The organism is Mycobacterium angelicum, assembly GCF_002086155.1.
GTDB lineage: Bacteria > Actinomycetota > Actinomycetes > Mycobacteriales > Mycobacteriaceae > Mycobacterium > Mycobacterium angelicum.
In genome coordinates, this window is record NZ_MVHE01000003.1 from 138,905 (window position 1) to 161,933 (window position 23,029).

A 23,029-nucleotide genomic window follows, 5' to 3' on the forward strand; every position below is an offset into this window, starting at 1 on the left:
GTAATCGCTTGGGTTAGCGAGGCTCCCAGGTTCTACCTGCGCAGCTCGCTGATCAGGTGCGGTCGCGGCGGTGGGCCGTCAAGCAGGCCGACGATCGCGTCCATGTCGAGATGGGCCGCCAATAGGTCGGCCATCAGATCCAGTTGGGCATCGCGGCGGGCGGGCACACTCACGTCCCGGGCAACGACGAATCCGGGCCGGCCGGCGGCCTCGGCAACCCGAGCGAGCCAACCGCGACGGAAGTCGTCGTTGTCGAGCAGGCCGTGCCAGTGGGTACCGAAGATCGCGTCGGCCACGATGCCCTGCGGTATGCCGTCGACGTGAAACCACGCCGCCTCGGTGCACCTGCCGATCCGGCCATGGTGGATTTCATAGCCTGCCAGCGGCGGCTGCCAGCGACGCAGCACCTTGTCGGCGGCGAAAACGACGTCGGCATCCAGCAGTCCCAGCCCGGCGACAACCCCGGCTCGGGACTCCACGGTGTCTTCGATTTGCCGGCACAGCATCTGAAATCCCCCGCAGATGCCCAGTACCGGCTTGCCGGCGCGGGCGTGATCGACGATGCCGCCGGCCAAGCCGCCTTCCCGCAACCAGCACAGGTCTGCCACGGTGGCCTTGCTGCCCGGCAGCACGATCAGATCCGCGGCGGCCAGGTCGGCCGGGTCGGTGATCCAGCGCACCAGCACGCCGGGTTCACATGCCAGCGCCTCGACATCGGTGGAGTTGGAAATCCTGGGCAGCCGAACCGCGGCCACCCGCAGCCACTGGTCACCGAGCGGGGCCGCGGGGGTACCGACGACACGGTGGGCAACCACCGACAGCGAGTCCTCGGCGTCGAGCCAGAGCTGCTCGGCGTAGGGCAGCACGCCGTAGGTGGGGCGGCCGGTCCTGTCGAGTAGCTGCTGCAGGCCCGGCGCCAGCAGGGCCGGATCCCCGCGAAACTTGTTGACGACGAAGCCCGCGATCAGCGCCTGATCGTCGGGTTCGAGGACGGCGACGGTGCCGAACAAGTGCGCGAGCAGTCCGCCGCGGTCGATGTCGCCTACCAGAAGCACCGCAAGGTTGGCCGCCCTGGCCAGCCCCATGTTCGCTAAATCCGTTGTACGCAGATTTATTTCGGCCGGCGAGCCGGCGCCTTCACAGATTACTGCATCGAATTGGCTTCGTAGACTGGACAATTCATCCATGACGACGGCTGCGAGCCGGTCGCGATGCTGGAAATAACCTGCCGCAGTGACGGAATCGGCGACGTGACCGCGGATCACCAGCTGCGACGTCCGGTCGCTGCCGGGTTTGAGCAGGATCGGATTGAATCGCACGCTGGGTTCCAGGCCCGCCGCGCGGGCCTGAATCGCCTGCGCCCGACCGATTTCGCCGCCGTCGAACGTCACTGCGGAATTGTTGGACATGTTCTGCGCCTTGAACGGCGCGACGCGCACCCCGCCGCGCGCCAACAACCGGCACAGCCCGGCGACCACCACCGACTTCCCGGCATCAGAGCTGGTGCCGGCGACCAGCAGCGCCCCGCTCACCCGTTACGGCAGCGTGAGGATTTCGGCGCCGGTGTCGGTGACCAGCAGGGTGTGCTCGAATTGTGCGGTCCACTTGCGGTCGCGGGTGACCACGGTCCAGCCGTCGTCCCAGATCTCGTAGTCAAGGTTGCCGAGGTTGATCATCGGCTCGATGGTGAATGTCATGCCCGGCTGAATGATCGTCCCCACCGCGGGCTGGTCATAGTGCAGCACCACCAGTCCGTTGTGGAAAGTGGTGCCGATCCCATGACCGGTGAAGTCGCGAACCACGTTGTACCCGAACCGATTTGCATACGATTCGATGACCCGGCCGATGATCGACAGGGCACGCCCGGGTTTGACGGCATTGATCGCACGCATCGTCGCCTCGCGCGTTCGTTCCACCAGCAGGCGGTGCTCTTCGGACACGTCGCCGGCCAGAAAGGTCGCATTGGTGTCACCGTGCACGCCGTCGATGTAGGCCGTGACGTCGATATTGACGATGTCGCCGTCTTCGATCACCGTCGAGTCCGGGATGCCGTGGCAGATGACCTCGTTGAGCGAGGTGCAGCACGACTTCGGGAATCCCTTGTAGCCCAGCGTCGACGGGTAGGCACCGTTGTCGACCATGTATTCATGGGCGATCCGGTCGAGCTCGTCGGTGGTGACCCCGGGTGCGACCGCCTTGCCCGCCTCCGCCAGGGCACCGGCCGCGATGCGGCCGGCGACGCGCATCTTTTCGATCACTTCCGGTTCCTGTACCCACGGCTCGGAGCCCTCTTTGGCCGTCGACTTGCCGACGTATTCGGGCCGCGCGATCCACGTGGGCACCGGCAGCGTTGCGGAGAGCACGCCGGGGGAAAGCGCGGTTCGAGCAGGCATGGCAGCTAGCTTAATCGCGGGCGGCGCAGTAACGCCCGCCGCGGTCCGCGGATGACCACCGAGCCGCACGTCACCTGTCCGGTCAGTACGACGTGCGGCGTTCCCTCGGCCGGGGCGTCCTTGCGGCGGTCGCTGGCGCTGCCCACATAGACCTGGACGTCGTCGATCGAGGCGCTGGCGCCCTCGGGCAACCTCAGGTCCAGCGAGCCGAACTTCATGTCGAGTTCGATCACCACCACCGGCCCCGCGAACCGCGCCCTGGTGAGGTCGAGTTCGATCGACCCCAGCCGACGCACCAGCGACAGCCGGGTGGGCACCATCCAGGCACCCTGGCGCTTGAGCGAGCCGGCCCAGCCGCGCAGTTCCACCCGGTCGGCGGCGGAGGTGACGATCGCGCCCGGGCCGGGCAGATCACCGACCAGCCCGTCCAACTCACTGCGGGTGCGCGCGAAGGACACCCGCGACGAGCGCTGCTCGAACTCGTGGATATCGATCAGCCCAAGGGCCACCGCATTGTGCAGGCGCCGCATCGTGCCGTTGCGGTCGGCGTCCGATACCCGCAGTGTCATTGGAGCCGCCATGTCCCCACCGGTCTCTGTCATGGCCTTTCCTGATGGTTCCTCGCCGCTATCCGGGCCGCGATCCGGGCCCCTATCCGGGCCGCGAGTTAGCAAACACCAGGTTACAGGCCCTAGGCCAGAAAACCCGGCGGCAGGGATTCCAGCATCACCTTGGTCATCCGGACCGCATATTCCGAGCTGCCACCTCCGACGATGAGCGCCGCGAAGGCCAGATCGCCGCGATAGCCGGCGAACCAGGAATGCGATCCGCCGGGGAACTCGGCTTCACCGGTCTTGCCGAAGATTTCGCCGCAGCCGGCGATCTCCTTGGCGGTGCCGTTGGTGACCACCAGCCGCATCATCGGGCGCAGTGCGTCGATCATCTTCGGGCTGATCGGCGTGCTGTCGCCGTCCACGGTCGTGGGCCGGCCAGCGATGAGCTGCGGAACCGGGGTCTTGCCGGCCGCGACCGTGGCGGCCACCAGGGCCATCCCGAACGGGCTGGCCAGCACCCTGCCCTGACCGAAACCGTCCTCGGTGCGCTCGGCCAGATCCACCGTCGGCGGCACCGAACCGGTCACCGTGGTGATGCCGTCCACCTGATAGTCGAGCCCGATGCCGTAGCGGGTGGCCGCCTGAGTCAGGCCCCGGGGCGGCAACTTGCTGCTCAGTTCGGCGAACGTGGTGTTGCACGAACTGGCGAAGGCACGCGACAGCGGCACCACTCCGAGATCGAAGCCGCCGTAGTTGGGGATGGTCCGGTGCCCGATGTCGAGGTGGCCGGGGCAGCCCACCATCGTGTTCGGGGTGGCCATATCGCGTTCGACGGCCGCCCCGGCGGTGATCATCTTGAACGTCGACCCTGGTGGGAATAGCCCGGTGGTGGCAATCGGGCCGTCAGCGTTGGCGCCCGCGTTCTGGGCGATCGCCAGGATCTCGCCGGTCGACGGCTTGATCACGACGATCATCGCCTTGCCGCCGCGAGTGTCGACAGCGTGCTGGGCAGCGTTCTGCACGGCCCGGTCCAAGGTGATCGAGACCGACGGCGCCGGGGACGGCTCTACCTCGTGCAGCACCGCGACGTCGACACCGTTCTGGTTGACGCTGACCACCCGCCAGCCGGCCTGGCCGTCGAGTTCGTCGGCGACCGCCTTCTTCACCTCGCTCATCACCACCGGCGCGAAATTCGGATCGGTAGGCAGCAGCTCTGGCTGCGGGGTGATGACGACGCCGGGCAGCTTGCCGATCGCCGGAAAGACCTTGCTGCTGTCGTCGGGAAGCAGCGTGACCAAATCCAGCGGATGGGTGGCCGAGCTGGCGGTCTCGGCGAGCAGTTGAGGGTCGTTCAGTGTGTCGTTGAACGGTCTCAGCGCGTCCACCACCGCGTGCGCTGTGCCGATCAGCCCGGGTCCGGCCTGGGTGGCGTCCAGCGAGTAGTGATACAGGTAGCCCGGCGCCAGCACGTCGCTACCGCCCAGCTCGTTCACCGAGGCGCGCCGGGGCGCATCGGCCCGCAGTGCGAACGTCTGATGCTCCCCCAGCTTGGGGTGCAGGCCGGTGGTGGCCCAGCGCACCTGCCAGTGGCCCTCGTCGCGGGCCATCTTCAGCTGGCCGTCGTAACTCCAGGTCCGGTTCTTGGGCAGATGCCAGGTGAAGCGGTACGCGACGGTGCCCGTGTCCTCGGCGTACTTGGCGCTGAGCACCTGGGCGTCCAGGTGGGTGGCCTGCAGTCCCGCCCACGCCGCGTTGAGCGCTTGGCGGGCTTCGTTGGGGTCGTCGCTGAGCTGCGCGGCGGTCGCCGTATCGCCGACGGCGAGCGCGGCGAAGAACTTCTCGGCCGCCGGACCTGGGCCTTCGGGCCGCGGCGTGCATCCGGGCAGCGCCGTCACCGCGACAAAGAGGAAAGCTGCGGCAGCTGAGGCCAGTGTTGTTCTTGTTACCATCGTTGCTGATGTTAAGAACTGTGACTCGGACACCGGCGCAGACACACCGAGACCGAACCGTTATCGCAGGTTAGGTGGCGCGTCGCGAGCCTGTACTTATCGTGCTCAGCACTCGCACTTTTGCGCGCCAACTACAGTTTCACGGTTCAGTCGAGCAACACCGTGGCGAAAGTGCCGACTTCCTTGAAGCCGACGCGCGCGTAGGCCGCCCGGGCGACCGTGTTGAAGCTGTTCACGTACAGGCTGGCGATGCGCCCGCTGCCGACGATCACCGCGGCAAGCGTTGCGGTTCCCGACGTGCCGAGACCCTGGCCGCGCCACTCGGGGTGGACCCAGACCCCCTGAATCTGCCCGACGGTAGGCGACTGCGAACCCACTTCGGCCTTGAAAACCACCTGCCCGTGCTCGAAGCGCGCCCAGGCGCGCCCCGCCGCGATCAGGCTGGCCACCCGGCGCCGGTAGCCCCGACCGCCGTCGCCCAGCCGCGGGTCGACGCCCACTTCGCCGATGAACATGTCGACGGCCGCAATGAGGTAGGCGTCCAGCTCCTCGGGCCGAACCTGGCGCACCCCGGGGTCGATGTCGCAGCTGGGATGGGTGTTGATGGCCATCAGCGGTTGGTGATCGCGCACGTCGCGGGCCGGCCCCCAGGTCGACTCGAGGCGCTGCCACATCGGCAACACCAGGTCGGCCCTGCCCACTAGCGACGAGCACCGCCGCGACGTGCTCATGGCCTCATCGGCGAAGGCGTTCAGATCGATCAATCCGCCACGCAGCGGGATGAGGTTGGCGCCGGCGAAGCACAGCGACTCCTGCGGACCACGCAGCGTCCACAGCTCTCCGCCGATCGAATTGGGTTCGATCCCGTAGTCCGCGACCCGCGCCGCGACCATGCACGATTCGACCGGATCATCGTCGAGAACCCGCCATACCGCGGCAGCGTCGCGCACCACGGACACCCGTCGCTCGCCTACCAGGCGCAAGATGGGCGGAGCCGACATCTGAAGAACTCTCCGTGGTGCGAACAATGCGGTTGAGCGGCCAGTGATGTTGGCCACTATCAGCTTACGGTCACAATCGGCGAACCGCTCGATGTCGTGCCCGGATCGTGCTCGGAATCCGAACCGACACCCATCTGCTCGGCCAGCCGCATGGCCTCCTCGATCAGCGTCTCGACGATCTGCGCTTCGGGCACGGTCTTGATTACTTCACCGCGGACGAAAATCTGACCCTTGCCGTTACCCGACGCCACACCCAGGTCGGCCTCGCGCGCTTCGCCCGGGCCGTTGACCACACAGCCCATCACCGCTACCCGTAATGGCACGTCGAGACCGTCCAGGCCGGCGCTCACCTCGTTGGCCAGCGTGTACACGTCGACCTGGGCCCGGCCGCAGGACGGGCACGACACGATTTCCAGCGACCGGGGCCGCAGATTGAGCGACTCGAGAATCTGGTTTCCGACCTTTACTTCCTCCACCGGCGGCGCCGACAACGACACCCGGATGGTGTCGCCGATGCCCCGCGACAACAGCGCGCCGAAGGCGACCGCGGACTTGATGGTGCCCTGGAAGGCCGGACCGGCTTCGGTGACGCCGAGATGCAGCGGGTAGTCGCATTGCGCCGCGAGTTGCTCGTAGGCCGCGACCATCACCACCGGGTCGTTGTGCTTGACGCTGATCTTGATATTGCCGAAGCCATGCTCCTCGAACAGCGAGGCTTCCCACAACGCCGACTCGACCAGCGCCTCAGGCGTGGCCTTGCCGTACTTGGCCATGAAGCGCTTGTCCAGCGAACCGGCATTGACGCCGATCCGGATCGGGATGCCGGCGTCACCCGCGGCCTTGGCGACCTCGCCGACCCGGCCGTCGAACTCCTTGATGTTTCCCGGGTTCACCCGCACCGCAGCACATCCCGCGTCGATGGCGGCGAAGATGTACTTCGGCTGGAAATGAATGTCGGCGATCACCGGAATCTGGCTGTGCCGGGCGATTTCGGCCAGCGCGTCGGCGTCCTCCTGACGCGGGCAGGCCACCCGGACGATGTCGCAACCGGCCGCGGTCAACTCCGCGATCTGCTGCAGGGTCGAGTTGACGTCGTGCGTTTTGGTGGTGCACATCGATTGCACCGAGATCGGATAGTCGCTGCCCACCCCGACGTCGCGAACCATCAGCTGACGCGTGGCGCGCCGCGGGGCAAGCGTGGGTGCCGGAGGCTTCGGACTTTGGGGCATGCCCAGGCCAACGGTCACAGTTAACCCTTCTCTCCGGCCCCTACTGGAAGAGCCTGATCGGGTTGACCAAATCGGCGGTGACGGTCAACAACATGTACCCAACCACGAAAACCAGGACAACGTACGTGGCCGGCATCAGCTTGAGGTAGTTCACCGGCGCGGCGGCCACCTTGCCGCGCGCCGTGCGGATCATATTGCGGATCTTCTCGAACACCGCCACGGCGATATGCCCGCCGTCGAACGGCAACAGCGGCAGCAGGTTGACCGCACCCAGGATGAGATTCAACTGGGCCAGGAAGAACCAGAACGCCACCCACAACCCGTGGTCGACGGTGTCGCCGCCGATGATGCTGGCACCGACCACGCTGATGGGCGTCTGCGGGTCACGCTGTCCCCCGCCGATGGCGTGCACCAGCGCGCCGACCTTCGTCGGGATGGTGACCAGTGCCTTGCCCACCTCGACGGTCAAGTCACCGGTGAAGGCGATGGTGCCCGGCACCGCGGTCAAGACGTTGTAGTGCGTGGGCCCGTTGCGCGCCGCGCCCACCCCGATGGCGCCGACGTTGGCCGGCTCGAGTTGGTTGCCCTGCTTGTTGGGCACCCAGCGTTTGGCGGATTCGATGGTGACGTTGGTGGTGATCGTGGTGCCGTCCCGCTCGACGACGACGGGCACGGTGCCGTGCAGTTTGCGCACCGCCGCGGCCATGTCCTCGAAGGTCGACACCGGGGTGTCACCGACCTTGACGACAACGTCCCCGGCGCGCAGCCCGGCCAGCGCCGCCGGACCCGGGCCGGTGCAGTTCTCCAGCTTGCCCTGCACCGATTCCTGTGCGACACAACCGGTTTCGCCGATGACGGCCTTGGTGGGCGGATGCAAGTTGGGCAGTCCCCAGATCAGCGCGATGCCATAGATCAGCACCACGCAGATCACGAAATTCATCGCGGGCCCGGCGAACAGCACCGCGACACGCTTCCACGTCTTCTGCCTGTACATCGCGCGCTCGCGCTCGTCGGGCGCCAGCTCCTCGACCGGAGTCATGCCGGCGATGTCGCAGAAGCCGCCCGCCGGAATGGCCTTGAAACCGTATTCGGTCTCGCCCCGGCGCGTCGACCACAGAGTGGGACCGAAGCCGACGAAATACCGGCGCACCTTCATGCCAGTAGCCCGCGCGGCCCACATGTGGCCACACTCGTGCAGTGCCACCGAAATAAGGATGGCCAGCGCGAACAGCACAATGCCGATAACGAACATCATCTCCGCTGTCAGGACCTTTCTGTCGTCGATTCGTGTCGACCCGCTTCGCCCGGCTTCGCCGCGCTTGCGATCGCCACGGTCGATTCGTGTCGACCTGCTGAAGCCATTCCGGATACCGCGCGCCGCGCGCGTTCCCGCGCCCAGCGCTGCGCGTCAAGCACGTCATCCACGGTAGCGGGTAAATGGGCCCATTGGTCGGCACCGTGCAGCACCTCTGCAATTGTGCCGACAATTGCGGGAAACCCGATCCGGCCATTGAGGAAGGCCGCCGCCGCTTCCTCGTTCGCCGCGTTATAGACGGCGGTCATACAGCCGCCGGTCTCGCCGGCGTGCCGGGCCAATTCGACAGCCGGGAAAACCCCGGCGTCCAGCGGCTCGAATTCCCAGGTGTGGGCGGTGCTGAAATCACAACAGGCGGCGGCCCCGGGAACCCGTCGCGGCCAGCCCAGGGCCAGAGAAATCGGCAATTTCATATCCGGTGGACTGGCTTGAGCGATCGTGCAACCGTCGATGAAAGTGACCATCGAATGAATAATCGACTGCGGATGGACCACGACCTCGATGCGGTCATAGGGAATGCCGAACAACAGATGCGTCTCGATGAGCTCCAAACCCTTGTTGACCAGCGACGCCGAGTTCAGGGTATTCATCGGGCCCATTGACCAGGTGGGATGTGCGCCGGCCTGTTCCGGGGTGACGTGCTCGAGATCGGCGGCAGACCAGCCCCGGAACGGCCCGCCCGATGCGGTCAGCACCAGCTTGGCGACTTCGTCGGGAGTTCCGCCGCGCAGGCACTGCGCCAGCGCGGAGTGCTCGGAGTCGACCGGCACGATCTGACCGGGCAGCGCCGCTTGCACTACCAGCGGCCCGCCGGCGACCAGCGATTCCTTGTTGGCCAGCGCCAGGCGCGCACCCGATTGCAGCGCTGCCAGCGTCGGCCGCAGGCCGAGGGCCCCGACCAGCGCGTTGAGCACGACGTCGGCCTCGGTTTCCTCGACCAGCCGGGTGACGGCGTCGGCGCCCCGGTAGGGAATGTCGCCGGCCCGCTGCGCCGCCTCGTCGTCGGCGACGGCGATATTGGTCACCCCGGTCTCGGCGCGCTGTCGCAGCAGCGTGTCCAGGTTGTTGCCGCCGGCGGCCAGACCGACCACCTCGAAACGGTCCGGATTGGCGGCGATGACCTCAAGGGCCTGCGTGCCGATCGAGCCGGTGCTGCCCAGCACCAGAACACGCAGCCGCCGGTCGGTCGGATTGCTCACTTGATCATTGTGCCTCCCATCTGTCCCGCGAACGGCACCGAATAGGGGGTGCAGGCCCACGACACGAGACAAGGGAGTCGGATCAACCATGAAAAATGTGAAGCGCAAGGCATGTGCGGCGGCGGGCATCGGCGCGATCGCGATCGCGGCGTTGTCGGGCTGTTCAAGCAGCGGCGGGGCGGCCAGCCCCGCCACCTCCAAGCCGGCCGGCTCCTCGACGGCTGCCCCGATGACACCGACGGCCGCCCCGTCGGCCAACCTGATCGGTGCGGGCTGTGCCAGCTACGCCCAGCAGGTCCCCACCGGCCCCGGTTCGGTGGCGGGCATGGCGCAGGACCCGGTGACGGTCGCGGCGGCGAACAACCCGCAATTGACCACACTGACTTCGGCACTGTCGGGCAAGCTCAACCCGCAGGTGAACCTGGTCGACACCCTCAACGGCGGCCAGTTCACCGTGTTCGCCCCCACCGACCAGGCGTTCAGCAAGCTCGACGCCGCGACGCTGGACCGCCTCAAGACCGATGCGCCGCTGCTGAACAAGATCCTCACCTATCACGTGGTGAGCGGACAGCTCAGCCCGGCACGCGTGGACGGCCAGCACGCCACCGTGCAGGGCGCCACGGTCAACGTCATGGGCACCGGCAATGACCTCAAGGTCAACGACGCCGGCCTGGTCTGCGGTGGCGTGTCCACCGCGAATGCGCAGGTGTACATGATCGACACCGTGCTGATGCCGCCGGCAACGTAGCGGTTGCGCAGGCTCTGGGCGGCCCGGCTGTGCCGGGCCGCCCTTTCCTGCTATGAATGTCCTTACCGCGCAAGAGAATTCGTGGCCCCGGTCCGATCCGCGGCGGCTTCGGCCTCGAATAGGAGACATGTTGACACTTGCACTCATCGGCCTCATCGGAGGCCTGATCACCGGGATATCGCCGTGCATTCTGCCGGTGCTGCCGGTGATCTTCTTTTCCGGCGCACCGACTCCTGCGGCGCCGGCAGAGCCCGGCGCGGTTGCGGTGGCCGTCAAGCCGAAACGCCTGCGGTCCGAGGCGCTGCGGCCCTACCGGGTGATCGCCGGGCTGGTGCTGAGCTTCAGCGTCGTCACCCTGGCCGGGACCGCGTTGCTGTCGCTGCTGCACCTGCGGCAGGACGCGATCCGCTGGGTGGCGTTGGTCGCACTTGTCGCGATCGGTCTGGGGCTGATCTTTCCCCGCGTTGAGCAGCTGTTGGAGCGGCCTTTTTCGCGGCTCCCGCAAAAACAGGTCAAGACCGGCGGCAACGGCTTCGGGCTGGGCCTGGCGTTGGGCGCCCTCTACGTGCCCTGCGCCGGTCCGGTACTGGCCGCCATCGTGGTGGCCGGGGCCACCTCGAACATCGGCGTCAACACCGTGGTGCTCACGTGTTCGTTCGCCGTCGGCGCGGCGCTGCCGCTGTTGTTCTTCGCGCTGGCCGGCCAGCAGGTGGCCGCCCGGGTGAGCGCTTTTCGCCGCCGCCAGCGCGAGATCCGAGTCGCGGCCGGCATCGTCACGATCCTGCTGGCGGTCGCGCTGGTGTTCAACGTGCCCGCGCTGCTGCAGCGCGCCATTCCCGACTACACCAGCGCGCTACAGCAGAAGGTGGGCGGGGACAACCAGATTCGGGAGAAGCTCAACCTCGGTGGTTTGGTCAATGACCAGAACGCGCAGTTGTCCAACTGCACCGACGGCGCCGCAAAACTTGAAAACTGCGGTCCCGCACCGGATATCCGCGGTATCGAGGCCTGGCTGAACACCCCCGGCAACAAGCCCGTCGACCTCGCCGCGCTGCGCGGCAAGGTGGTCCTCATCGACTTCTGGGCGTACTCGTGCATCAACTGCCAGCGCGCCGTCCCGCACGTCGTCGGCTGGTATCGGGCCTATAAGAACAGTGGGTTCGAAGTCATCGGCGTTCACACGCCCGAGTACGCATTCGAGAGGGTCGCCGACAACGTGGCAAGTGGTGCCGCCGATCTGGGCATCACCTATCCCGTGGCGCTGGACAACAACTACTCGACATGGACCAACTACCGCAACCGATACTGGCCGGCCGAATACCTGATCGACGCCAAAGGCGTTGTCCGCCATATCAAATTCGGCGAAGGCGACTACGACGGCACCGAGAACCTGATTCGCCAGTTGCTCGTCGACGCCGACACCGGCGTCGCACTGCCGCCACCGGTGGATGCGGCCGACACCACGCCCACCGCCGGGCTCACTCCCGAGACGTACTTCGGCGTCGGCAAGGTGATCAACTTCGGCGGCAACGAGCGCTACGACCAGGGTTCGGCGACGTTTGCCTACCCGCCGGCGCTGGCCGCCAATTCCTTCGCGCTGAGCGGCCGCTGGTCGCTGGACTACCAGGGTGCGACCGCCGACAGCGACAACTCCCGCATCAAGCTCAACTATCGCGCCAAGAACGTCTATCTGGTCGTCGGCGGCACCGGGAGCCTGACGGTGTTGCGCGACGGTAAGTCGACGACGCTGCCGATCAGCGGCGCGCCGACGGCCCACCAGGTGGTCGCGGGCGAACAGGTGGTCGACGGCACGCTCGAAGTGGTTCCCAGCCAGGGGTTGCAGGTGTATTCGTTCACCTACGGCTGACGACTTTGCCCTGCGAGCCATCCAAAACCCATCCTGCTCCGAATCGTTGATGTCAGAACAAACCAGTCGGCCGCAGCGCCGTCGACAATCACCGAGGAGCTCAGGCAATGAAGCTACAGCAAAAGGCCACTGCGGCAATGACTTTCGCAGCGGCGGCCGCGATCGGTCTGGCAATGACCAGTGCGCCTACCGCGGCGGCCACCCCGGCGACCACGCTGGTCGGCCCCGGCTGCCAGGCCTACGCCCAGCAGGTGCCCACCGGGCCGGGGTCGGTGGAGGGGATGGCCGCTGACCCAGTAGCGGTGGCCGCCTCGAACAACCCGATGCTCACCACGCTGACCTCGGCTATCTCGGGCAAGCTCAACCCGCAGGTGAATCTGGTGGACACCCTCAACGGCGGCCAGTTCACGGTTTTCGCCCCCACCGATCAAGCGTTCGGCAAGCTTGACGCCGCGACGGTCGAATCGCTGAAAACCGATGCGCCGCTGCTGAATAAGATTCTCACCTACCACGTGGTGCCCGGGCAGCTGACGCCGGCCCAAGCCATCGGCACGCACGCCACGGTTCAGGGCGCGTCGCTGACGGTCACCGGGTCCGGCAACAGTCTCAGGGTGAACAACGCCTCGGTGGTGTGCGGCGGGGTGCAGACCCTGAACGCGACGGTGTACATGATCGACACCGTGCTGATGCCGCCCCGCTAATCACACGTAGCCGGTGCCGCCCACGCGGTGTATGCCAGAATGTCCTCCAACCTTTAAGCAAATCCGGAGGAACGGCCGTGGCCAGTACTGAGGTGGACGAGTTCAACGGTGTCGACGTCGCTGAGGTGCCGTCCGCAGCGTGGGGCTGGAGCAGGATCAATCACCGCACCTGGCATTTCGTCGGCGCGTTCGCGATCCTGTTCCTGCTGGCGATGCTGCGCGGCAACCACGTCGGCCACGTCGAGGACTGGTTCCTGATCGGGTTCGCCGTCCTGGTGCTGGTGGTGCTGGTCCGCGACTTGTGGGGCCGCCGGCGCGGCTGGATCAGGTAGCGCTCACCCGCCCACGGCTTCGTGGGCGGGTGTCGCCCGATGGATGTCGACGTCGCCCGAGCCGCTGCGCACCTGCAGGATGAGGGTCTCGTCGCCGAGTTCCGGGCCGTCTGACGGCTGCAGCCGATTGGTGACGACACCGGATCCGGTGGTGATGTCCAGCCGGGCGGCGGTGCCCTCCGGAATTCCGACGGCAACCTCACCGCTACCGGTCGCCGCCGATACCGCACCGCGAACTGCCACACCCACCGACACCGACCCCGAGGCAGTGCGCGACTTTACGCTGCCGCGCAGTACCTCGACCGTCAGCGAGCCGCTGGCGCCCTTGAACTTGAGTTCGCCGTCGAGGTTGCCGACGTGCACCGCGCCCGAGGCGGTTGCCACCGACGCATAACCTTCCACCCTGTTGATGCGAAACGATCCAGACGCATTGGCGCCCTTGACCTTTCCGACGACGACGTCGATGTCCACCGCGGCGCTGGCCGACCCGAACCGGAAGTCGGCGTACTCGCCGTCGGCGCGCAGGTCGGCCGATGCCAGCGTGGCGTAGACCCGAGACCGCGACGGCAGCGCGATCTCGACGTCGACGGCACCGCCCCGAAACCGCGGCAGACCGCGCTTGGCGCCGGACACGACCAGCTTGCCGTCGCGGAATTCCACCCGGGTGTGTTCGGCGGCCCATACGTCGGAACCGCTCGATTCGTCGCGGGGCCGCACCTGCACGACGGTGTCGGCGCGCTCGGTCGCGGCAAGCCGGACCGAACCCGCACCGGCTTCCAGCCGCACGCTGATCGGCTCGGGCGTGTCAAAAGTTTGCATGGCCGTCTCCTTCGGTAAAGAGGTCAGCGCACCCAGCCGGTCACGTGCTGACCATGACTGCGGGCGGTGTAATCGGAAGGTGCGCACGCCCCCTGGCTGGCCTTCGCGGCGGCGCGCACCAGCCAGGCGTTCAGCGACGCCCCCTCTCGGCGCGCGGCCGCCTCGACGGCCGCGCGCAGCCCCTCGGGCAGTCGCAGGGTGACTCGCCAGGTACCGCCGTCGCCCGAATCGACAGACTCGTAATGCGCCTCCAACACCTGGTCCCGGTCGCCGGCTTCCAGCTCGTGCGGGCCGTCACTGAGAACGAACTCCGGGTCGCGTCCCCGCAGCCGAACCTCCACGGATCGCGGCGCGAGGTCACTGGTGATCTCGTCGGCCGCCGCCGCCAGCGCTTCCAGCAGCGCCAGCCGCAGCGCGGACTCGAGCGGGGCACTCAATCGCTCGGCGAGATTCTGCGCCTCGGCACCGGCGGCGGCCGCGGCCAGGTTCAGCTCGTGCCGAACCGCGTCGACATAGGGCTGCAATTCCATGGTGTCATGGTGACACTATTTTGACATCACCGCAAGCGCATCTTTGGTGTCACGTTGTCTGCGCAGCCATCTCTGCCGCCACACAATTCCGGCCAACCCAACACACACCAGTGCTGCGAGCGCCGCTACCCACGGCCATCCGCCGTGCTGGTGCACCCAGCCGGCCAGCGCGCCCTGCACCCGTCCGGCCGCGGTGATCACCGCATCCCGGGGATTGGCGTTGCCGGTGAACAGACGCACCTCATAGAGGCCGTAGTAGCCCACGTACAGCCCGACCAGCACCAGCACCGCCCCGCTGAGCCGGTTCACGAACGGCAGGATGCGTCGCAGGCGGTCGGCCAGTGCCGAACTCGCGGTCGCTGCCGCGATCGCGAGCACACCGACCACGAGGGCGAGCCCGCCGATGTAGGCGAGATAGACGGCCACGCTGCCCGCCACCGAACCACCCCTAAGGCCGGCCCCGGTGACCGCCAGGAAGGGGCCGATGGTGCACGACAACGATGCGATCGCATAGCTGACGCCGTAGCCGTACATCGAACCCAACCGAACGGTCGGCGCCCATCGCGCCGCGCGCTGTCGCGGCGTCAGCGCCGTCAGCTCGCGGCCCGCCAGCAACCACAAACCCAATGCCACCAACACGGCGCCGATCAGCACGGTGGCATACGGCAGGTAGCGCTGCACCGTGTTACCCGCCGAGATGGTCAGCGCTGCGAACAAGCCGAATACCGTCAAGAAACCCAGCGCCATCCCCAGCGTGGCGCCCAGCGCCCGGCCGACGGCGCCGAGCACCGGAGCCGGCTCGGCAGACGGCTGCCCGCGCACCACGAGCAGCAGGTACGCGGGCAGCATGGCGAAGCCGCAGGGATTCAGCGCTGCCACCAATCCGGCGGCGAAGGCCAATCCGATCAGGGCCTGGTTCACCGGTTCAGGCCGTCAGGGCCGCGACCCGGCCGGCCAGCTCCTGCTGCGACATGGCCGAGCTCGGATTGTTGACGAACGTCGAGGAGCCATCCGCGCGATAGAACACCCAGGCCGGCTGCCAGGGCACGTTGTAACGGGCCCAGATCGCGCCGTCGCCGTCGTTGAGGTTGGTGAAATTGAGGCCGTACTTGGCGACGAAGCCCTGCATCGCCCCGACATCCGAATGGGCCGCGACGCCGACGAAAGTCACCCCTGGATTGGCGGCCGCCACCTGGCTCAGCCCGGGCGCCTCGGCGTTGCAGAACGGGCACCACGGCGTCCAGAACCACAACACCGCCGGCTTGCCTTGCAGGCTCGCGCCATTGAAGGGGGCACCACCGAGGGTGGTGGCGGTGAAGTTGAGACGATCATCGGCCGCTAGCGCACGCGGCGCGGTGGCCAGGCCGAACATCAAAATGAACGCGGCGACGACGGCCGCAGCGGCTTTGGTTGCGCAGACAAGGCGAAGAGTCATGCCTCATATGACGAATCAGCCCTATCGCGGGTTCAAGCGCGCTTGGGCAGTTCGGCGGTTTCGCCGAGGCTGCAATTTCGCAGGTGCCTACTCGAACATATTCTGCAGATTTACCGTCTCGGTGAGCAATCAACCCTCAGCGGCCAGCTGTCCGCATGCGGCACTGATCTCCCGGCCGCGGGTATCCCGCACGGTGCATGAAACACCCTGTGCCCGAACGCGTTTGACGAATTCACGCTCGACCGGCTTGGGGCTCGCGTCCCATTGGCTGCCCGGTGTGGGGTTGAGCGGGATCAGGTTGACGTGCACCAGCGGCCCCAGCGCCCGGTGCAGCCGCCGGCCCAACAGATCGGCCCGCCACGGTTGGTCGTTGACGTCCCGGATCAATGCATACTCGATGGACACCCGCCGGCCGGTGACGTCGGCGTAATAGCGGGCCGCGTCCAGCGCCTCGCTGATCTTCCACCGGTTGTTCACCGGAACCAGGGTGTCGCGCAGTTCGTCGTCGGGGGCATGCAGCGACAGCGCCAGGGTGACGCCGAGCCGCTCGTCGGCAAGCTTGCGGATGGCCGGCGCCAGACCCACCGTCGACACCGTCACCGAGCGCGCCGAAATCCCGAAACCCGAAGGCGGTGGTTCGGTGATGCGCTGCACCGAGTCGCGCACCCTGGCGTAGTTCGCCAGCGGCTCCCCCATGCCCATGAACACCACGTTGGACAGCCGTTGGGGATGGGGACCGAAGTCGTCGCGCAGCGTCGCCGCGGCGGCACGCACCTGCTCGAGGATTTCCGCGGTCGACAGGTTGCGCGTCAGCCCGCCTTGGCCGGTGGCGCAGAACGGGCAGGCCATGCCGCACCCGGCCTGCGACGAGATACATACCGTGTTGCGCTGCGGATAGCGCATCAGCACCGATTCGATGGTCGCGCCGTCAAGCGCGCGCCACAGCGTCTTTCGTGTCTGGCCGGCATCACAGGCGACGTGGCGGGCCACCGTGAGCAGTTCAGGGAACATCGTCTCGGCGAGCTGATCGCGCAGGGCAGCGGGCAGGTCGGTCATCTGCCGCGGGTCGGCGATCAACCGGCCGTAGTACTGATGTGCCAGCTGTTTGGCCCGAAACGCCGGCAGCCCCAGCTCGGCAACGGCTGACGCACGGCCCGCCGCGTCGAGGTCGGCCAGGTGCCGCGGCGGCTTGCCACGCCGGGGCGCCTCGAAGATCAACTGTTGGACCATGATCTGTCCAGTATCGGCCCTTAGTAAGGAATCAGGGTCAGCACTATCCAGGCCGTCACCGCGGATGGAAGTATGCCGTCGAGCCGGTCCATCAGGCCACCGTGGCCGGGCAGCAGCCGGCCCATGTCCTTGATCCCCAGGTCACGCTTGACCTGCGACTCCACCAGATCGCCCAGCGTGGTGGTGAGTACGAATAGAACACCCAGCAACGCACCGACCCACGGGGTTCTTCCGGCCAGAAAGGTCCCGGTCAGGACGGTCGCGGTGATTCCGCAGATCAACGAGCCGGCAAAGCCCTCCCAGGACTTCTTCGGGCTGATCTTCGGAACCATCGGATGCTTGCCGAACAGCACACCGAATGCGTAGCCGCCCACATCGGAGCTGGTGGTTGCGAGCATCAGGCAGAAGACGTACCCGGGGCCGTGTTTCGGGTCGTACACCAGCATCGCGGCGAAAGCCGTGAACAGCGGTACCCATGCGCACAAGAAGACCGTCGCCGACACGTCGCGCAGATAGTTGCTCGACATCGGCGCGTCGTTGTCGTCGCGCTGGCGCTCGTCCTGCATGAAAAGCCGCCAGATCATGCAGACCACCACCATGGCGCCGAACCCGGCCAGCGCCCCAACCGCACGGTAGGGCCAGGTCATCCAGACGGTGACCTGACCACCGACCAACAGCGGGATGACCGGAATCAGATACCCGGCTTCGCGCAGCCGGCGCACCACCTCGTGACTGCCGATCAGCGCGGCACCCGCGCAGAACACGACCCAGCCACGCGGGGCGTAGATCACCGTCGCGATGAGGGCGAGGCCGATACCCCAGCCCACCAGATTTGCAGCGCGCAGATCACGCCCGGCTCGCGACGCCTTCTTCGCCGGCTGCGCAGGCTCGTCTTGCGGCGCGCCGGGGTCGGTATCGGTGGTTGCCACTGATCTGAAGGGACTTAGCTGCTGGACGGTCGCTAGACCTCCAGCAGCTCGCCTTCTTTGTGCTTGACCAGCTCATCGATCTGCGCGACGTACTGGTGAGTGGATTTCTCCAGGTCCTTCTCCGCGCGGACGACCTCGTCCTCGCCGGCTTCGCCGTCCTTGCGGATGCGGTGCAGTTCTTCCATGGCTTTGCGACGGATGTTGCGCACCGAGACCTTGGCGTCCTCGCCTTTGCCCTTGGCCTGTTTGACCAGCTCGCGGCGACGCTCCTCGGTGAGCTGCGGTACCGCGACCCGGATGAGGGTGCCGTCGTTGCTGGGGTTGACGCCGAGGTCGGAGTTGCGGATGGCCGTCTCGATCGCGTGCAACTGGGCTGCTTCATACGGCTTGATGACGACGAGCCGCGCCTCGGGCACGTTGATGCTGGCCAGCTGCGTGATGGGAGTGGTCGACCCGTAGTAGTCGATGGCGATGCGGGAGAACATGCCCGGGTTGGCGCGACCGGTCCGGATCGTGGACAAGTCGTCGCGGGCCACCGAGACGGCCTTTTCCATTTTCTCTTCGGCGTCGAAGAGAGCCTCGTCAATCATCTGCGCCACTCCTCTGCATCATCGCCAGTCATCACGTGGTGACCAGCGTCCCGATCTTCTCACCAGCGACCGCGCGGGCGATATTGCCATCGGTCAGCAGGTTGAACACCAGGATCGGCATGTCATTGTCCATGCAAAGACTGAACGCGGTCGCATCGGCTACCCGCAGCCCCCGGTCCAGCACCTCGCGATGGCTGACGGCGGTGAGCAGTTCGGCGTCGGGGTTCGTCCGCGGATCGTCGGCGAATACGCCGTCGACCGCCTTGGCCATCAAGACCACATCCGCGCCGATCTCGAGCGCCCGCTGGGCCGCGGTGGTGTCGGTGGAGAAGTACGGCAGCCCCATGCCGGCGCCGAAGATCACCACCCGTCCCTTCTCCAGGTGGCGCACGGCGCGCAGTGGAAGGTAGGGCTCGGCCACCTGGCCCATGGTGATCGCGGTCTGGACCCGGGTGACGATGCCTTCTTTTTCCAGAAAGTCTTGCAGGGCAAGGCTGTTCATGACCGTGCCGAGCATGCCCATGTAGTCCGACCGGGTGCGCTCCATGCCCAGCTGCTGCAGCTGCGCCCCGCGGAAGAAGTTGCCCCCACCGATCACCACGGCGATCTGCACACCCCCGCGGACCACGTCGGCGATCTGACGGGCCACCTGCGCCACCACATCGGGGTCCAGCCCGACCTGCCCGCCACCGAACATTTCGCCGCCAAGCTTGAGCAGCACCCGTGAATACCTCGACGGCCGGACCGGTATGCCGTTGGTGCTCGTCGGCTCCGTCATCAGTCTCCTCGCATGACAGTGCCATCCCGGCAACCACCTGGGACGGCCGCTCATATCCTGCCTCATCACACCACCCACGCGTGGGCGGGGTGCGTTATTTGCCCAGTTGACGATCCGATCGCGGACCTTCCTGGGCGAACTCATTTCACATCGTTGGAGTAGTTCGGCCCTCAATCGGGTATCCAGCGGTGCGCTGCAGTCATCTCCCCGGAGGTGCCTACGGATAGGGGGTCGGGCACCCTGATGAAGTTTGGAGACGTCTGTTGGAAGTCCTGCTACTGACCAATGCCGCCGATTTCGAAGCGTCGCTGCCCACGTTGCCTTCCTTTGCGCAGGCCGTCCGCCGCGCACCGCTGGACGATAGCGACGCCGCGGTAGCCGGCGGCGCCGAAGTCGCGGTGATCGACGCGCGCACCGACCTGGTCGCGGCGCGGCGGGTCTGTCGGCGTCTGACCGCCAGCATGCCGTCGCTGGCCGTGGTCGCCGTGGTGGCGCCCGCCGACTTCGTCGAAGTGGACGTGGACTGGAATTTCGACGACGTGCTGCTGGCCGCGGCCGGCGCGACCGAGCTGCAGACGCGATTGCGGTTGGCGATCGCGCGGCGCCGCAGCGCCCTTGCGGGCACATTGCAATTCGGCGACCTCGTCCTGCACCCGGACAGCTACGGCGTGTCGGTGGACGGCAAGGACCTCGGCCTGACGCTCACCGAATTCAAGTTGCTGAATTTCCTTGTGCAGCACGCCGGCCGGGCGTTCAGCCGCACCCGGCTCATGCACGAAGTGTGGGGGTACGACTGCACCGGCCGCATTCGAACCGTCGATGTACACGTGCGACGGCTGCGGGCCAAGCTGGGGCCCAACTACGAGTCGATGGTCGATACCGTGCGCGGTGTGGGCTATATGGCGGTGACGCCACCGCAACCGCGATGGGTGGTCGGCGACCCGCTGCTGAATCCGGTCTGGGCAACCCCGACGCCGGCCGAGGGCTCGATCGCGCAATAACTGCGTCAGCCGAATACCGGCAGCGTGCGTTTGCGCGCCAGCGCGTCCATCCCGCGCTGAATGCTGTCCTCTACCTCGCGGTACTTGCGATCGATGTACTCGTCGTCGGATGCCCGGGCCGGATCGTGGTCCACCTCGACGGCGGGCATGAACCGGGTCCGGATCTTGGCCGGCAGCGGCAGCTGCGGAAGCGCCGCCGGAGCGATCCCCCAGGGCAGTGAGATCGCCAGCGGAAACACCTTGAGCCGCAGTATCCGATCCAGCCGCAAGGCCCGGGACAGACGATCACCGCGAATCAGCACCGGCATCGCATCGGCGCCGCCGACGGTCGCGATGGGCACGATAGGCACCCCCGCGCGAATGGCCATTTTCACGAAGCCCTTGCGCCCCGCCAGGTTCGCGCGATCGCGCTCAGTCCACGGCCGCAGCGAATCCACCTCCCCGCCCGGCCACAACGCCACGTCGCGCCCCTCGGCCAGCGCCGTGGCGATCGCGTCCGGGGCGGCCGGAAGCACGCCCATTGACCGGAAATAGCGCCCGATACCCGGAATCGCCATCAGCGCGTCGTGTGCGGTGCCGTGCAATGGACGCTCGGGGCCGAAGCGCCGCCACCACTGCAGGCCGACGGTCCATGCATCCCAGACGAACGGGGCACCGGAATGGATGCCGATCAGCAGCACCGGCGCGTCGCCGACATTCTCCCAGCCGTCGATCTCCATGCGAAACCAGTAGTCCACCAACACATTCCAGAAGAATTTTTGGCGCTGCAGTGTGGTCTCGTCCTGACCCTCGAGATCCCATTCCCCGGCGCGTTTGGCCACCCAGCCGCTCAAGCCGCCGTCTTGGCCGTCGCGCTTTTCCTGCATCGACTCGCGTGCTAGATCGGCGTGCCGATGCGCTTGCTCGACGACTTCGGGTGGTCTGTGGTCCGAACGTGTCATCGCCGTTGAGTACCCGACTGCGGCAAAAACGCAACCTCCCCGCGTCGCCATTGACGCGGGGAGGCGTTACGCCGTGCCAAGTTAGGCGTTATTCGTCCAAATCAGGACGTCCTGAACACCGTCGTTGTAGACGACGCCATTCGGGGGCGCACCGGTCACGTCGAAGTAGACCTTTCCGGTGCTTTGGCCGCCCTGCGGAATCGGCGCGGGGTTGATCCCGGCCGGGGCGGGCACATTGTTGACGACGTGGTAGTTCTGGCCGGCCGCGGTGCGCGCGTTGAAGTCGGACACCACGGGCGTCACCGTGCCGCTATTGGCCACGGCGGTGACGTTGGCCTCCCACAGCTGACCCTTGGGTGTGTAGCCCGGGATCGTTGTGCTGCTCGGCTGTAAGTCGCTGACCGTGTAGGCGGTAACCAGCGGCCCGCTGATGAGCGGCGCACTCGTGCCGAAGTCCTGAATGCTTGGATTGGCCATTGCCGGAGCTGCGCTGAATGCGGCAGCAGCTGCGATTCCAGCGGCCCCGATAGCAGTTTTTGCAGCGGTTTTCGTGAACTTCATACTTGACTCCTCCCTTTCGAGTCCATCGCGTTCCCCGCCGGAGCGCTATGCTCCATGTGAATTACGAGGACCGCCCCCCACGTGTGTCCATAACCGATCGGCGCGTGCCTCAAACATGCGCGCCCGCACATACCGCAATTTCTGCTGTCTACCTGCGCGTTCCGCGTAAATCGAGCTCCGCCGGCTGGCCGAAATGGACTGGTCGCCGACGAGCGATGGCCGCATTGCCGCGAGGACGCGCTGCAAAGTACACCTGCGCGGTCCGTCTTGTCATTTCAAATATTCAGCGACAGGCAAATGGCGGGCGCGCTGAATTTCTACGCCCGAACAGGCGCACTGCATTCGACGGCGATTCGCTAGAAGTGAAGCTGGCTTTCGCCACTCATGCGGCACTGGCGTGGAATATCTCTCGGCGCGACGACCAATTCCGCAGTGCGCTTGCGTCGCGCGCCATTATCGGCCAGGCAAAGGGCATGCTGATGGAGCGATTCGGCATCGATGCCGTCGCGGCATTCTATTTGCTGAAGCGACTGTCGCAGGAATCGAACACGCCCGTCGTCGACATCTCTCATCGGTTGGTCAATGTCGAACGTCCACGACGCGAGGCCCCTTCGCCCTAACCGGTACCACCGGGTTCCCGGCCGCGCGGGTTTGCGCGGCCCCCGATGTGGGTATCGATGTCCCCAGCCGCGGCATGCCACGGCAGATCCGGCTGAGCGGGAGGTAACGAGGATGGACACGGCTTCCGAACTGGAACCGTCGACGGCGCTGAGGTTGCTCAGGCTGCTGAAGGTGGATGGTGAGTCGGTGACCCGCCAGCAATCGGCCATCAGTGGGTGGCTGTTGGACCACACGCCGACGGCCGCGCTGCGTTGCAGCTTGCGAGCCAACGGCTATGGCCTACTACTCCCGCGACTGCCGAAATAA

At 66.7% G+C, this 23,029-nt stretch carries 25 protein-coding genes; 7 read left to right on the forward strand and 18 right to left on the reverse strand.

Going from position 1 to position 23,029, the window contains the following annotated elements; genetic code table 11:
* Nucleotides 1-32: 32 nt before the first annotated feature.
* From BST12_RS03380 to dxr, 8 genes are all read right to left on the reverse strand, one after another.
* Nucleotides 33-1,532 (reverse strand): cobyric acid synthase, encoded by a 1,500-nt coding sequence (locus tag BST12_RS03380; RefSeq protein ID WP_083111595.1) that lies wholly within the window; start codon nucleotides 1,530-1,532, stop codon nucleotides 33-35.
* A gap of 3 nt (nucleotides 1,533-1,535) precedes the next feature.
* Nucleotides 1,536-2,393, reverse strand: coding sequence for a type I methionyl aminopeptidase (map, locus tag BST12_RS03385; protein ID WP_083111596.1), 858 nt, complete (start codon nucleotides 2,391-2,393; stop codon nucleotides 1,536-1,538).
* Nucleotides 2,394-2,398: 5 nt separating this feature from the next.
* Nucleotides 2,399-2,995 carry a DUF1707 SHOCT-like domain-containing protein gene (locus BST12_RS03390; protein ID WP_083111597.1) on the reverse strand — a complete coding sequence of 199 codons (597 nt, stop codon included), beginning with the start codon at nucleotides 2,993-2,995 and terminating at the stop codon, nucleotides 2,399-2,401.
* 89 nt (nucleotides 2,996-3,084) lie between these two features.
* A complete protein-coding gene (locus tag BST12_RS03395; RefSeq protein WP_083111598.1) occupies nucleotides 3,085-4,896 on the reverse strand; it encodes a penicillin-binding transpeptidase domain-containing protein in 1,812 nt (603 codons plus the stop codon).
* Between the two features lie 146 nt (nucleotides 4,897-5,042).
* Entirely contained in the window at nucleotides 5,043-5,897 is an 855-nt protein-coding gene (locus BST12_RS03400; protein WP_083111599.1) for a GNAT family N-acetyltransferase, read from the reverse strand.
* 59 nt (nucleotides 5,898-5,956) lie between these two features.
* The gene (gene ispG / locus BST12_RS03405) at nucleotides 5,957-7,144 is read right to left on the reverse strand and encodes a flavodoxin-dependent (E)-4-hydroxy-3-methylbut-2-enyl-diphosphate synthase (RefSeq protein ID WP_083111600.1); all 1,188 of its coding nucleotides are present in this window, start codon (nucleotides 7,142-7,144) and stop codon (nucleotides 5,957-5,959) included.
* Between the two features lie 22 nt (nucleotides 7,145-7,166).
* Complete coding sequence (locus BST12_RS03410; protein ID WP_083111601.1) at nucleotides 7,167-8,381, reverse strand: M50 family metallopeptidase; 1,215 nt, start codon at nucleotides 8,379-8,381, stop codon at nucleotides 7,167-7,169.
* Nucleotides 8,382-8,389: 8 nt separating this feature from the next.
* Nucleotides 8,390-9,730: a 1-deoxy-D-xylulose-5-phosphate reductoisomerase gene (gene dxr / locus BST12_RS03415; protein WP_083111602.1), complete on the reverse strand. Its 1,341-nt coding sequence runs from the start codon at nucleotides 9,728-9,730 to the stop codon at nucleotides 8,390-8,392.
* Between dxr and BST12_RS03420 the strand changes: the two genes are divergently transcribed.
* From BST12_RS03420 to BST12_RS03435, 4 genes are all read left to right on the forward strand, one after another.
* A complete protein-coding gene (locus BST12_RS03420) occupies nucleotides 9,729-10,388 on the forward strand; it encodes a fasciclin domain-containing protein (protein ID WP_083111603.1) in 660 nt (219 codons plus the stop codon). The two genes, dxr and BST12_RS03420, sit on opposite strands and share 2 nt — an antisense overlap.
* A gap of 127 nt (nucleotides 10,389-10,515) precedes the next feature.
* Nucleotides 10,516-12,255, forward strand: coding sequence for a cytochrome c biogenesis protein DipZ (locus BST12_RS03425; protein WP_083111604.1), 1,740 nt, complete (start codon nucleotides 10,516-10,518; stop codon nucleotides 12,253-12,255).
* A gap of 107 nt (nucleotides 12,256-12,362) precedes the next feature.
* Entirely contained in the window at nucleotides 12,363-12,956 is a 594-nt protein-coding gene (locus tag BST12_RS03430) for a fasciclin domain-containing protein (protein WP_083111605.1), read from the forward strand.
* Between the two features lie 77 nt (nucleotides 12,957-13,033).
* A complete protein-coding gene (locus BST12_RS03435) occupies nucleotides 13,034-13,288 on the forward strand; it encodes a DUF2631 domain-containing protein (RefSeq protein WP_083111606.1) in 255 nt (84 codons plus the stop codon).
* Nucleotides 13,289-13,291: 3 nt separating this feature from the next.
* Here the strand turns inward: BST12_RS03435 and BST12_RS03440 are convergent, their stop codons facing one another.
* The 8 genes from BST12_RS03440 to pyrH form a co-directional block, all read right to left on the reverse strand.
* Nucleotides 13,292-14,107 carry a DUF4097 family beta strand repeat-containing protein gene (locus BST12_RS03440; protein WP_083111607.1) on the reverse strand — a complete coding sequence of 272 codons (816 nt, stop codon included), beginning with the start codon at nucleotides 14,105-14,107 and terminating at the stop codon, nucleotides 13,292-13,294.
* 23 nt (nucleotides 14,108-14,130) lie between these two features.
* Nucleotides 14,131-14,637, reverse strand: coding sequence for a YlcI/YnfO family protein (locus BST12_RS03445; protein WP_083111608.1), 507 nt, complete (start codon nucleotides 14,635-14,637; stop codon nucleotides 14,131-14,133).
* 15 nt (nucleotides 14,638-14,652) lie between these two features.
* The gene (locus BST12_RS03450) at nucleotides 14,653-15,558 is read right to left on the reverse strand and encodes a cytochrome c biogenesis CcdA family protein (RefSeq protein ID WP_083111609.1); all 906 of its coding nucleotides are present in this window, start codon (nucleotides 15,556-15,558) and stop codon (nucleotides 14,653-14,655) included.
* Nucleotides 15,559-15,562: 4 nt separating this feature from the next.
* Nucleotides 15,563-16,072, reverse strand: a complete 510-nt coding sequence (dsbE, locus tag BST12_RS03455; RefSeq protein ID WP_083111610.1) for a disulfide bond-forming protein DsbE — start codon at nucleotides 16,070-16,072, stop codon at nucleotides 15,563-15,565.
* A gap of 129 nt (nucleotides 16,073-16,201) precedes the next feature.
* Nucleotides 16,202-17,302 (reverse strand): dual-specificity RNA methyltransferase RlmN, encoded by a 1,101-nt coding sequence (rlmN, locus tag BST12_RS03460; protein ID WP_083111611.1) that lies wholly within the window; start codon nucleotides 17,300-17,302, stop codon nucleotides 16,202-16,204.
* A gap of 20 nt (nucleotides 17,303-17,322) precedes the next feature.
* On the reverse strand, nucleotides 17,323-18,231 hold the full coding sequence (locus BST12_RS03465; protein ID WP_083111612.1) for a phosphatidate cytidylyltransferase: 909 nt from the start codon (nucleotides 18,229-18,231) through the stop codon (nucleotides 17,323-17,325).
* Nucleotides 18,232-18,263: 32 nt separating this feature from the next.
* On the reverse strand, nucleotides 18,264-18,821 hold the full coding sequence (gene frr, locus BST12_RS03470) for a ribosome recycling factor (protein WP_083111701.1): 558 nt from the start codon (nucleotides 18,819-18,821) through the stop codon (nucleotides 18,264-18,266).
* A gap of 31 nt (nucleotides 18,822-18,852) precedes the next feature.
* Entirely contained in the window at nucleotides 18,853-19,668 is an 816-nt protein-coding gene (gene pyrH / locus BST12_RS03475) for a UMP kinase (RefSeq protein ID WP_372510946.1), read from the reverse strand.
* Between the two features lie 194 nt (nucleotides 19,669-19,862).
* Here pyrH and BST12_RS03480 point away from each other — a divergent pair, with 194 nt between their 5' ends.
* A complete protein-coding gene (locus BST12_RS03480) occupies nucleotides 19,863-20,600 on the forward strand; it encodes a winged helix-turn-helix domain-containing protein (RefSeq protein ID WP_083111614.1) in 738 nt (245 codons plus the stop codon).
* 5 nt (nucleotides 20,601-20,605) lie between these two features.
* Here the strand turns inward: BST12_RS03480 and BST12_RS03485 are convergent, their stop codons facing one another.
* Nucleotides 20,606-21,541, reverse strand: a complete 936-nt coding sequence (locus BST12_RS03485) for a lysophospholipid acyltransferase family protein (protein WP_083111615.1) — start codon at nucleotides 21,539-21,541, stop codon at nucleotides 20,606-20,608.
* 81 nt (nucleotides 21,542-21,622) lie between these two features.
* Nucleotides 21,623-22,102 (reverse strand): MPT63 family protein, encoded by a 480-nt coding sequence (locus tag BST12_RS03490; protein ID WP_083111616.1) that lies wholly within the window; start codon nucleotides 22,100-22,102, stop codon nucleotides 21,623-21,625.
* A gap of 215 nt (nucleotides 22,103-22,317) precedes the next feature.
* Here BST12_RS03490 and BST12_RS30575 point away from each other — a divergent pair, with 215 nt between their 5' ends.
* Nucleotides 22,318-22,722 (forward strand): ANTAR domain-containing protein, encoded by a 405-nt coding sequence (locus BST12_RS30575; RefSeq protein WP_308207355.1) that lies wholly within the window; start codon nucleotides 22,318-22,320, stop codon nucleotides 22,720-22,722.
* Between the two features lie 112 nt (nucleotides 22,723-22,834).
* On the forward strand, nucleotides 22,835-23,029 hold the full coding sequence (locus BST12_RS03500) for a hypothetical protein (RefSeq protein WP_083111617.1): 195 nt from the start codon (nucleotides 22,835-22,837) through the stop codon (nucleotides 23,027-23,029).